General features: G+C 74.9%; 10 protein-coding genes. 4 read left to right on the top strand and 6 right to left on the bottom strand.

The window, feature by feature from the left end:
- Nucleotides 1-294 precede the first annotated feature (294 nt).
- Nucleotides 295-1,269 (top strand): slipin family protein, encoded by a 975-nt coding sequence (locus tag ACZ38L_RS24000; protein WP_465696904.1) that lies wholly within the window; start codon nt 295-297, stop codon nt 1,267-1,269.
- Nucleotides 1,270-1,322: 53 nt separating this feature from the next.
- Here ACZ38L_RS24000 and mshC read toward each other — a convergent pair whose 3' ends face one another.
- The 5 genes from mshC to ACZ38L_RS23975 all read right to left on the bottom strand — a co-directional run bounded on the left by mshC (nt 1,323) and on the right by ACZ38L_RS23975 (nt 6,081).
- Entirely contained in the window at nt 1,323-2,552 is a 1,230-nt protein-coding gene (gene mshC / locus ACZ38L_RS23995; RefSeq protein WP_465696902.1) for a cysteine--1-D-myo-inosityl 2-amino-2-deoxy-alpha-D-glucopyranoside ligase, read from the bottom strand.
- Nucleotides 2,553-2,664: 112 nt separating this feature from the next.
- The gene (locus ACZ38L_RS23990) at nt 2,665-3,507 is read right to left on the bottom strand and encodes an SCO1664 family protein (protein ID WP_465696938.1); all 843 of its coding nucleotides are present in this window, start codon (nt 3,505-3,507) and stop codon (nt 2,665-2,667) included.
- 68 nt (nt 3,508-3,575) lie between these two features.
- On the bottom strand, nt 3,576-4,142 hold the full coding sequence (locus tag ACZ38L_RS23985) for a DUF3090 domain-containing protein (protein ID WP_465696900.1): 567 nt from the start codon (nt 4,140-4,142) through the stop codon (nt 3,576-3,578).
- Between the two features lie 121 nt (nt 4,143-4,263).
- Nucleotides 4,264-4,950, bottom strand: coding sequence for a histidine phosphatase family protein (locus ACZ38L_RS23980; RefSeq protein WP_465696898.1), 687 nt, complete (start codon nt 4,948-4,950; stop codon nt 4,264-4,266).
- Nucleotides 4,951-5,034: 84 nt separating this feature from the next.
- Complete coding sequence (locus ACZ38L_RS23975) at nt 5,035-6,081, bottom strand: LLM class F420-dependent oxidoreductase (RefSeq protein ID WP_465696896.1); 1,047 nt, start codon at nt 6,079-6,081, stop codon at nt 5,035-5,037.
- A gap of 307 nt (nt 6,082-6,388) precedes the next feature.
- Between ACZ38L_RS23975 and ACZ38L_RS23970 the strand changes: the two genes are divergently transcribed.
- A complete protein-coding gene (locus tag ACZ38L_RS23970; protein ID WP_465696894.1) occupies nt 6,389-7,369 on the top strand; it encodes an aldo/keto reductase in 981 nt (326 codons plus the stop codon).
- The gene (locus tag ACZ38L_RS23965; protein WP_465696892.1) at nt 7,366-9,294 is read left to right on the top strand and encodes a helix-hairpin-helix domain-containing protein; all 1,929 of its coding nucleotides are present in this window, start codon (nt 7,366-7,368) and stop codon (nt 9,292-9,294) included. The genes ACZ38L_RS23970 and ACZ38L_RS23965 overlap by 4 nt, the downstream gene beginning before the upstream one ends.
- A 105-nt stretch (nt 9,295-9,399) precedes the next feature.
- On the opposite strand, the gene ACZ38L_RS23960 is transcribed toward ACZ38L_RS23965, so the two are convergent.
- Entirely contained in the window at nt 9,400-10,035 is a 636-nt protein-coding gene (locus tag ACZ38L_RS23960) for a hypothetical protein (RefSeq protein ID WP_465696890.1), read from the bottom strand.
- A gap of 330 nt (nt 10,036-10,365) precedes the next feature.
- Between ACZ38L_RS23960 and ACZ38L_RS23955 the strand changes: the two genes are divergently transcribed.
- Nucleotides 10,366-10,575: a DUF5703 family protein gene (locus ACZ38L_RS23955; protein WP_465696889.1), complete on the top strand. Its 210-nt coding sequence runs from the start codon at nt 10,366-10,368 to the stop codon at nt 10,573-10,575.
- Nucleotides 10,576-10,696 lie beyond the last annotated feature (121 nt).

The following is a 10,696-nucleotide window of genomic DNA, read 5'->3' as shown; positions in this document are numbered from 1 at the left end:
CACACCGGACCCCCCCCCCTCCCCCCCCACCCCCCCCCCCCCCCCCCCCCGCCGCCCCCCCCCCCCCCCCCCCCCCCCCCCCCCACCGGCCCAGTGCACCCGGCGGACCCGAGATCTGTCAAGGGTCTAGACCAATCTCGGGGCCCGGATCGGCAGCTCGGGCGGAGACGGCGCCAGGGGTCGCGGTGGGGGGAGCCGCGAAGGCCCCGCCGTGGGGCCCGATCGGGCCTGCTGCGGACTCACACGCGGGAGTACCGTGGAAAGCCGGAGCCGGGTGTGGCCGAGGTGACGGCGATGTTGATCCTGGATGCGGTCTTGGGGGCGTTGGCCGGAGTCGCCGGCCTCGGCGCCCTGTGGGCCGCCGCGAGCGTACGGGTGGTGCAGCAGTTCCAACGTGGCGTGGTGTTCCGCTTCGGCAAGGTACGGGCGGACATCCGCCAGCCCGGGCTGGTGATGCTGCTGCCGGTCGCCGACCGGATGCGCCGGGTGAACGTGCAGATCGTGACCATGCCGGTGCCCGCCCAGGAGGGCATCACCCGGGACAACGTGACGGTCCGGGTCGACGCGGTGGTCTACTTCCAGGTGGTCGACCCGGTGCGCGCCACCGTGAACGTGCAGGACTACCAGTTCGCCATCTCGCAGGTCGCCCAGACCTCGCTGCGTTCGATCATCGGCAAGAGTGAGCTGGACGACCTGCTGGCCAACCGCGAGCCGCTCAACCAGGGCCTGGAGCTGATGCTGGACAGCCCCGCGCTCGGTTGGGGGATCCAGATCGACCGGGTGGAGATCAAGGACGTCGCGCTGCCGGAGTCGATGAAACGCTCGATGGCCCGGCAGGCCGAGGCCGACCGGGAGCGGCGGGCCCGGATCATCACCGCCGACGGCGAGTACCAGGCGTCCAAGCAGCTCTCCGAGGCCGCCGCGATCATGAGCCATACCCCGGCGGCACTGCAACTGCGGCTCCTGCAGACCGTGGTGGAGGTGGCCGCCGAGAAGAACTCGACGCTGGTGCTGCCGTTCCCGGTCGAGCTGCTGCGCTTCCTGGACAGCGCGACGGCGGCGAACGAGCGCTCGGCGGAGGCGGCAGAGGCGACGGCGGAGAACGCCGATCCGTCGGCCGTGCCGGGGCCGCCCGAGGCGCCACGGCTCGCGAACGGCGCCGAGCGAGTGGCGATCGGCGAGCCGGACACAGCCGGTTCCCCGCGGGACCGCACGGCCCCCGGGTTCCCTGACGGGGGCACCGAGGACCAGAGCACCGAAGCCCACTGAGCGGGCGAAGCGCGCGGCGCCGGGGAGCAGCCCCCCACGCCGCGCGCCGTCCGTCAGAGTGCGACGCCGAGCAGGGCGTCCACCGTGCGCGAGACCAGCCCGGGGGCGCCGATGTCGGTCCCGCCGCTCTCCGCCTGCAGGGCGGCCCAGCGGTCCACGGCGGCGAGCGCCGCCGGGGCGTCCAGGTCGTCGGCGAGTGCCGCGCGCACCTCGGCGAGCAGGCCATCGGCCGCCGGACCGTCCGGTCGGGAGACCGCCGCCCGCCAGCGGGCCAGCCGCTCGACGGCCTCGTCCAACACCGACTTGTCCCACTCCCAGTCCGACCGGTAGTGGTGGGAGAGCAGGGCCAGCCGGATCGCCGCCGGGTCCACCCCGTCGCGGCGCAGCTTGGAGACGAAGACCAGGTTGCCGCGGGACTTGGACATCTTGTGCCCGTCCAGCCCGACCATGCCGGCGTGCACGTACGCCCGCGCGAACGGGTGGGCGCCGGTGGCGACCTGGGCGTGCGCCGCGCCCATCTCGTGGTGCGGGAACGAGAGGTCGCTGCCGCCGCCCTGGATGTCGAAGGACATGTCCAGGAACTCCAGTGCGATCGCCACGCACTCGATGTGCCAGCCGGGGCGGCCGTGGCCGAGCTCGGTGTCCCAGGCGGGCTCGCCGGGCCGGGCGGCCAGCCAGAGCAACGCGTCCAGCGGGTTGCGCTTGCCCGGACGGTCCGGGTCGCCGCCGCGCTCGGCGAAGACCGGCAGCATCTCCTCACGGGTCAGGCGGGAGACCTCGCCGAACCGCGGGTCGGCGTCGACCGAGAAGTAGATGTCGTCGTCCACCCGGTAGGCGGCGCCGCTCGCCAGCAGCTTCTTGACCAGCGGGACGATCCACGGGATCGACTCGACGGCGCCGATGTAGTGGGCCGGCGGCAGCATCCGCAGCGCCGTCATGTCCTCGCGGAAGAGCGCGGTCTCACGCTCGGCGAGCACCGTCCAGTCCTCACCCGTGGCGACCGCGCGCTCCAGCAGCGGGTCGTCCACGTCGGTGACGTTCTGGACGTAGAGCACGTCGTGACCGGCGTCCCTCCAGACCCGCTGGACCAGGTCGAAGGCGTTGTAGGTGGCGGCGTGGCCCAGGTGGGTGGCGTCGTACGGGGTGATCCCGCAGACGTACAGCCGGGCGGTGGGGCCCTCGGGGACGACCTCCCGGGTGCCGCCCGCGGCGGTGTCGTGGATACGCAGGGGGAGTCCCTGACCAGGCAGGGCGGGAACCTCGGAAGCGGGCCAGGCATGCATGAAAATGACTCTAACCTTGCGATCATTTGAAAGGCTAACCAGTAGGCAGAATCAGCTGAAATTCCTTATCCGCCCGATCGTTACCGGTCCGATATGAACGGCACGGGCCCGCTCAGACCGGCGGCCAGGGGATCGACGGCCACTCGTCGGACGGCAGCGGATGACGGCCGGTCCGCAGCAGCACGGCGACCCGCTCCCGGGTGGCCGTCAGCTCACCCTCCGTCAGATGCGGCCGCAACCGCTCCCCCAGTGGCCCGGCCAGCTCCGCGTCGAGCCGGCGCAGCATCTCGGCGGCCTCCTCGGCCAGCGGCTGCTCGGCCCAGCCCCAGAGCAGCGTGCGCAGCTTGCCGGGGACCGCGAAGGTGACCCCGTGGTCGATCCCGTAGATCCGCCCGTCGGCGGCGGGCAGCAGGTGGCCCCCCTTGCGGTCGGCGTTGTTGAGCACGGCGTCGAGCACCGCGAGCCGGCGCAGCCGGGTGTCGTCGGGATGCACCAGCAGCGCGGTGCGACCGCCGCCGACCTCGGCCCGGACGATCGGCAGCCAGCCCGGTTCGGGGCCGGCCGGGTCCTGCAGCGCGAGCAGCGGCGGCGCCTGCGGGTCGGGCTCGACCCAGAGCTGCACCATCCCGGCCCCGTACGGCCCGTCCCGCAGCACGGTGGGCGGGATCAACTGCCAGCCGGTCGCGGCGGCCAGCTCGTAGGCGGCGACCTCACGGCCGGCCAGCGTGCCGTCCGGGAAGTCCCAGAGCGGGCGCTCGCCGGCCACCGGCTTGTAGACGCAGACGGCGCTCACGCCGTCCTGCGCCACCGAGCAGTAGAGCGCCGCGTTGGAGGCGTCGGAGAGCTGGCCGTGCACGGTCAGCTCTCCCTCGCGGAGCAGGGCCAGCGCGGCGGGGACGTCGGCGGCCAGGGCCGCGCTGGTCACCGGGTCGACCTCGGGTATCGCCGGTTCCACCTCGTCCACTTCCACCTCGGCGTCCACCGCCACGGGCTCCGGTCCCGCGGCGTCCGCGGTCGCGCCGTTCAGCGCCGGTAGCCGTTCGCGCGGGGGCACAGGTGCCCCTCCGGGTCCAGCGGCAGGTTGCAGAACGGGCAGGGCTTGCGCCCGGCCGCGACCAGGTCCAACGCCCGCTTGGCGAAGACCCGGGCCATCGCGCCGGTGAGCCGCACCCGGAGCATGTCCGGGCCGTTCTCGTCGTCCTCGAAGGCGGCCTCCGCCTCCTCGTCCTCGGCGTCCTCCAGCACGGCCTGGGCCTCGACCACCAGGCAGCCCTCGGAGCTGTCCCAGGCCAGGGCCATCGTGCCGACCCGGAACTCCTGCTCCAGCGGCAGGTCCAGCGGCGCGGTGTCGATCAGCTCGGTCGGGGCGACGGCCGGGATCGGGGCCTGGCCGCCACTGCGCCGCAGCGCCTCGTCGAGCACCTCGTCCACCCGCTCGGCGAGCGCCGCGACCTGCGTCTTCTCCAGCAGCACGCTGGTGATCCGGCCGCGGGCGCTGGCCTGCAGGAAGAAGGCCCGCGAGCCGGGCTGGCCGACGGTGCCGGCCACGAACCGCTCGGGCTGGTCGTAGAAGAAGACCTGACGGGGCACTTTCTCGCTCCGGGGGTTGGGAAGACGATCGGTGGGGGTGGGCGCGTTTCTTCACCCTACGGCTTCGGCGCCGGCCGGCGTCGGTCCGGCCCGGCCGTGCGGCGAGCCCGGACGGCGGTGGTTAGGCGGTGCCGGTGTCGCCGCCGACCACCGCGTCGCCGCCGGTGGCCGGGCGCGGCCGAAGACCGGCGAGGTCGCCGGTGTCGCCCATCCGGAGCACGAACGGACGCTGCGGGGTGTAGCGGATCGCGGTGATCGAACAGGGCTCGATGTTGATCCGCTGGAAGTGGTCCAGGTGCAGGCCGAGCGCGTCGGCGACCACCGCCTTGACCACGTCACCGTGGGTGCAGGCGAGCCAGACCGAGTCCGGGCCGTGCTCGGCCGCGATCTTCTCGTCCCATTCGCGGGCCGCCGCGACCGTCCGGTGACTCAGCGCCCGCAGCGACTCGCCACCGGGGAACGCGGCCGCCGAGGCGTGGTCCTGGACGGTGCGCCAGAGCGGTTCGAGGGCGAGTTCGATCAGCGGGCGGCCGGTCCACTCGCCGTAGTGGCACTCACCGAGCCGCTCGTCCAGGGTCGGCTCGCCCAGCTCGGGGCGGGCCGCCAGCAGCGGGGCCAGGGTCTGCCCGCAACGTTCCAGCGGGCTGCTGACCGCCCGCACCAGCGGGACCTCGGCCAGCCGCTCCACCAGCGCCGCCGCCTGGGCCCGGCCGGTGTCGTCCAGGTCGACCCCGGGGGTCCAACCCGCCAGGATCCCGGCGGTGTTCGCGGTCGAGCGGCCATGGCGTACCAGCAACAGTGTCGGCATGGGGCAAGCCTACGGCGTGACGGTGCGGGGCAGCCCGGACCGGGGCCGGGCTGCCCCGCACCGGCCCGGGAACAGCTGCGGGCCTCAGGCCAGGCCGGCCAGCTCCAGCGCCTCGACCCCGGTGCGCAGCGCCGCGATCCGCTCGTCCAGCGTGAAACCGGCCGGCGCCAGGGTCAGCGTGGTCACCCCGGCGGCCGCGTAGGCCTGCATCCGCTCGGCGATCCGCTCCTTGGGGCCCAGCAGCGAGGTGGCGTCGATCAGGTCGTGCGGCACGGCGGCCGCGGCGCCCTGGTAGTCCTTGGCGAGGTACTTCTCCTGGATCTCGTCCGCCGCCTGCTCGTAGCCCATCCGCCGGGCCAGCTGGTTGTAGAAGTTCTTCTCCTTGCTGCCCATCCCGCCGATGTAGAGGGCGGCGTAGGAGCGCTGGGTGTCGGCGGCGGCCCTGACGTCCTCGCCGACCGAGATGGTGACGGTGGGGCAGAGGTCGAAGCCGTCCAGGGTCAGACCGGCCTTGGCGCGGCCCGCCCGCAGCGGGTCGAGGGAGAGCGCGGCGTGCTCGGGGGCGAAGAAGATGCCCAGCCAGCCGTCGGCGATCTCGCCGGTCTGCTCCAGGTTCTTCGGGCCGATCGCGGCGATGTAGAGCGGGATGTGCTCGCGCACCGGGTGGACGGTCAGCTTGAGCGGCTTGCCCGGGCCACCGGGCAGCGGCAGGGTCCAGTTCGCGCCCTCGTGCACCAGCCGCTCGCGGGACATCGCCTTGCGGATGATCTCGACGTACTCGCGGGTGCGGGCCAGCGGCTTGTCGAACTTGACGCCGTACCAGCCCTCGGAGACCTGCGGGCCGGAGACCCCGAGGCCGAGCCGGAACCGGCCGCCGGAGAGCGTGTCCAGGGTGGCGGCGGTCATCGCGGTCATCGCCGGGGTGCGGGCCGGGATCTGGAAGATCGCCGAGCCGACGTCGATCCGCTCGGTCCTGGCGGCCACGAAGGAGAGCACGGTGGCGGCGTCCGAGCCGTACGCCTCGGCGGCCCAGCAGACCGAGTAGCCGAGCCGGTCGGCCTCCTGGGCGACCGTGATGTTGTCGGCGTCCATGCCGAGTCCCCAGTAACCGAGGTTGATACCGAGTCGCATAGGGGGCCTTGCCTTCCGGGAGAGAGTCCGAGCCGAGCGTAGCCGGGCCTGGCGGGCCATGCTACTGGCCGGTAGCTGTGCCCCGCGTCACATCCGTCCCGGCCGCGCCCCGCGGCCTCCTGCGGGTCTGCGCGGCGGCTCGGCGGGCGGCCACTAGGCTTCGCACCGATATGGACGTCACGTGACCCGGCCGCGTGTTTCCAGCAGCGCCGCGGGTCGCCACGACGGTCCGGGGGTGCCGAGGGACGGCCGTGGCGGCCGGACGTCGGCGGCCCCGGCGCCGGCGCACTGACCGAGGGGTCCCGACATGGAGAAGCGTCATCTCGGCCGGACCGGTCTGCGGGTCTCCCGGCTCGGCCTCGGCACCATGACCTGGGGCCGGGACACCGACGAGCAGGAGGCCGCCGAGCAGCTCAAGGAGTTCACGGAGGCCGGCGGGACCCTGGTGGACACCGCCGACGTCTACGGTGACGGCGGCGCCGAGTACCTGATCTCGCGCCTGACGGAGAGCCTGATCCCGCGCTCGGAGCTGGTGATCGCCACCAAGGCCGGCAGCGTGCCCGACTCCGACCGCCGCTTCGACGCCTCGCGCGGCCACCTGCTGGGCGCCCTGGACGCCTCGCTGCGCCGGCTCGGGACGGACTACGTGGACCTCTGGCAGGTGCACGCCTTCGACCCGGCCACCCCGACCGAGGAGACCCTCGCCGCGCTGGACCAGGCGGTGGGTTCGGGCCGGGCCCGGTACGTCGGCGTGGCCGACTTCAGCGGCTGGCAGCTCGCCAAGGCCGCCACCTGGCAGCGCTGCGCGCCCGGCCGGGTGCCGCTGGCCGGCGCGCAGCTGGAGTACTCGCTGCTGCAGCGCGGCGTCGAGCGGGAGGTGCTGCCGGCCGCGCTGGACGCCGGGGTGGGCCTGCTCGCCTCCTCGCCGCTCGGCCGCGGGGTGCTGACCGGCAAGTACCGGCACGGCATCCCGCAGGACTCGCGGGGTGCCTCGCCGTACCTCGCGCCCTACGTGCAGCCGTACCTGACGGAGCGCTCACGGCGGATCGTGGACGCCGTCGCCACCGCGGCGGACGGGCTGGCCAGCAGCACGCTGGCGGTGGCGCTGTCCTGGGTCCGGGACCGGCCCGGGGTGGCCAGCGCGATCGTCGGGGCGCGGACGGCGGCGCAGCTGCAGGCGGCGCTGTCGGTGGAGGCGCTTACGCTTCCGGATGAGATCCGCGGTGCGCTCGACGACATCTCGGCGCCGGTCCGCCGCTACCCCGATCAGGACTGGAACGAACTGTGAGCCAGACGCAGCACCCCACCCCCGACGACGCGGTCTCCGTGGCGGACGACGCGGAGGTACCGGCCGCGTCCGGCGCGGGCGACCGGAGTGCCGAGGTGGCCGCGTTGGCGGAGGCGATCCGCAACGTCGGGAGTGGCGCCGAGGCCGCTGGGGCCGCCCCGGAGCAGCCGAGTGCCGTTCCGGAGGCCGACCGGGCCGAGGCGGTCCGGGCCACCGGCGAGGTGTTGGCGGCCGGCGGCGCGCCCGCGGCGGCCGTGCCGGGCCTGGCGGCGGCGGCCGTGACGGCCTTCGGCGAGCGGGCGGCCGAGGCCCTGCGCGCCGACCCGTGGGCGCTGCTGGCGCTGCCCGGCGTGCGCCCCGAGCAGGCCGACGGCTTCGCGCGCGGGCTGCTCGGCCCCGCCGCCGGCCCCGACGACCCGCGACGCGGCCAGGCCCTGGCCGGCTGGCTGCTGGAGCAGGCGGCGCAGCGCGGCCACTCCGCGCTGGAGGCGGCCGAGCTGCGGGCCGAGCTGGAGAAGCTCGGCCTGCCGGACCCGGCTCAGGTGCTGCAGGAGGCCGTGCTGGACGGCCGGGTGATGCCGTTCCAGGAGGAGCTCACCGGTGCCGAGGCCCCGGCCGGGGGCGAGGACGCCGAACCGCCGGTGCGGATGCTGCTCGCGCTGGAGCGGTTGGCGCTGGCCGAGGACAGCGCGGCGGACGGGCTGGTCCGGATCATGTCCACCTTCGAGCCGGCCGAGGGAGAAGCCTGGGAGATCGCGGCGGAGGCCGCGACCTCCTCCTCGGCCGCCACGCTGATCCGGTCGGTGGCCGCGCACCCGCTGGTCCTGCACACCGGCGACGCGGCCTCCCGCGGCGAGCTCGCCGCGCTGCTCGGCGCCGCCGACGGGCTCGGCCTGCGGGCCTGGGCCACCGCCTGGACGGAGTACGGCCGGGACGCCCTCAGTGCCCTGCCGCCCACCCCGACCGGCCGCTCGACCACCCTCGCCGAGCTGCTGGCCGGCCCGGACGGTGGCCCTGGGCGCGCCGAGGACGGCACGCTCGCCGTCGACCTGCTGATCGTCCAGGACGCCCCGCTGCTGGACCTGGAGCTGGCCGCCACCCTGGTGGAGTCGCTGGCCGACGGCACCCGGCTGGTGCTCAGCGGCGATCCGGGCCAGCTCTGGTCGGCCGGTCCGGGCCGGCTCTTCGCCGACCTGCTGGCCGCCAAGCCGTGCCCGGTGGTCGCCTCCCGCACCCCCGACCTCGGCCCGATCGGCGAGCTGGTCTCCGGCATCGGCATCGGCGAGCTCTCCACCGTCGAGGCGCCGGAGAAGGAGGTGGTCGTCCTCACCGCGCGGGACGCCGGGGAGGCGGTCCACCGGGCCGTCCAGCTGCTCACCGACTCCATCCCCCGCGCGCTGGGCATCCCCGCCGAGGACGTGGTGCTGCTGACCCCCGGGCACGGCGGCGGCGCGGGCACCCGGGCGCTCAACGCCGCGGCGAAGGCCCGGCTGAACCCCGGGCCGGGCCGGTTCGGCGGATTCGACCCGGGCGACCGGGTGGTGTACTCGCCGGTGCCCGGGGTGAGCCGGCCGGGCACGGTGCTCAGCGGTGACGCGGCCGGGCTGCGGCTGGCGCTCGCCGGCGGTGCCGAGCTCACCGTGACGCCGGCGCAGGCCGCCCAGCTGCGACACGGCTGGGCGCTCACCGTGCACCAGGCGGTCGGCCGGCGCTGGCCGGGCGCCGTGGTGGTGCTGCCGGAGGACGCCGCGGCCGGGCTGACCCGGCAGTGGGTCTACACCGCGTTCGGGCGCGCCGAGCGTCACCTGTCCGTGGTGCACGCGGCCGGGCCCGCGCTGGCGCAGGCCGTCGCCGAGCGGCCGGCCCGGTCGCGCACCACCCGGCTGCGGGCGGTCCTGGCCGAGCACGCCGAGCAGGCGTACTGAGCGGCAGGCGTATCAGGGCACCCGGGCGGGGCGCGGCGAGGCCCGAGGGTCGCACGTGATTTCGACGCGTGCGCCCCTCGGGCCTCGATCCGTGGGAACGGAAGGTCACCCGTCAACGGGTTCGCCCGGCTCGTCGTCCTCCTCCGGCTCCTCGTCGTCGTAGACCTCGCTGACGTCGAAGCGGCAGAGCAGCAGCTGCGGGTCCGGGCTGTCGAAGGGCTCGGCCAGCCACTCCCCCGGCTCGGTCGGCTCGGCCGACGTGACCCAGAGCGTCCCGTCGCCCTCCTCCAGCCCGAACTCCTCGGCGCGGGCGGCGATCTCGTCCGGCTCGTACTCGCCGAACAGGACGCCCACCGCGGCGTTCACCGCCCCGGCGCCACCGGCGCCGGGGGTGAGCGAGCTGTCCAAGCGCTCGGCCTGGGCACGCAGCCGGCGCGGATCGGCGATCCGGTAGTCGCGGCGGATCAGGACGCTGATCGCCTCCGGCTGCTCCGGCCCCCGGTAGCTGCCCGGGCCGCCGTCGCCGGGGACCTCGAACGGGGTGACCTCGTCGTAGACCTCGTAGAGCAACTGGTCGTAGGCGATGGCCGCCGCAGCCAACTCCTCGTAGGCGGCGAAGACAGCGGGGTCGTCCGCTGTGGTGGTGCTGGACACCGCTTCCAGATGGCGGTCGATGGCGGCCTTGACCGCCTCGGCGGCGTCGCGTACCTCGGTGCTGGTGAGCTGCGCGGCATCAGACATGGGTCAGACGCTATCCGCACCAGGGCCCGGGCTGCACCGGGGTTCCGCTCTGAGCACCCGAATTCCCGGCAACTTGACCCGCGATGTCCGAAGCGTACGCTTCTGTGCCCGCCCGAATACTCACTCCTTCGGCCCACGGCGGGCCGCATTCCGACGCCGAGCGCCGGGTAGAACGCCTCCAAGCGCGGCCGGGCCGGGGAGTTGACCGGGCATCAGAGGACTTCTGCCGGAGGACGGCGGCGGACCACCGGGCCGGGTGGTCCGAACCGGCGCCGTCGTCGGGGCCAGGGTCGTAGGCTTACCCGCTAGACGTCGCTGAGGAGGCGCACCTTGACCCCACCGAAGCTGGTCCGGCAGCCCGAGTACGAGTACCGGTCGCTGCGGATGCCGCGCGGGACGACGCGCAACGCGGCGCGGCAGCTGCTCACCGAGCACGCCGAGTACGGGCACTGGGAGCTGGACAGGCTGCGGCTCCTTCCGGACGGCAGCCGAACCGTCCTGCTGCGCCGCCGGATCATCCGGCAGGTGCGCAGCTGGTGAAGGGCCCGGGGGGGGGGGGGGGGGGGGGGTGGGGGGGGGGAGGGGGGGTGGGGGGGGGGGGGGGGCGGGGGGCGGGAGGGGGGGGGGGGGGGGGGGGGGGGGGGGGGGGGGGGGGGGGGGG

It is taken from the genome of Kitasatospora sp. NPDC024654, assembly GCF_055559155.1.
Note: the sequence above shows the minus strand (reverse complement) of the source record. Positions and strands in the feature narration are given on the sequence as shown.

Bases quoted from the DNA above. Each gene is read 5' to 3' on its own strand.
- ACZ38L_RS24000 (WP_465696904.1), top strand. From the start codon at position 295: ATGTTGATCCTGGATGCGGTCTTGGGGGCGTTGGCCGGAGTCGCCGGC.
- mshC (WP_465696902.1), bottom strand. From the start codon at position 2,552: ATGCATGCCTGGCCCGCTTCCGAGGTTCCCGCCCTGCCTGGTCAGGGA.
- ACZ38L_RS23980 (WP_465696898.1), bottom strand. From the start codon at position 4,950: ATGCCGACACTGTTGCTGGTACGCCATGGCCGCTCGACCGCGAACACC.
- ACZ38L_RS23975 (WP_465696896.1), bottom strand. From the start codon at position 6,081: ATGCGACTCGGTATCAACCTCGGTTACTGGGGACTCGGCATGGACGCC.
- ACZ38L_RS23970 (WP_465696894.1), top strand. From the start codon at position 6,389: ATGGAGAAGCGTCATCTCGGCCGGACCGGTCTGCGGGTCTCCCGGCTC.
- ACZ38L_RS23960 (WP_465696890.1), bottom strand. From the start codon at position 10,035: ATGTCTGATGCCGCGCAGCTCACCAGCACCGAGGTACGCGACGCCGCC.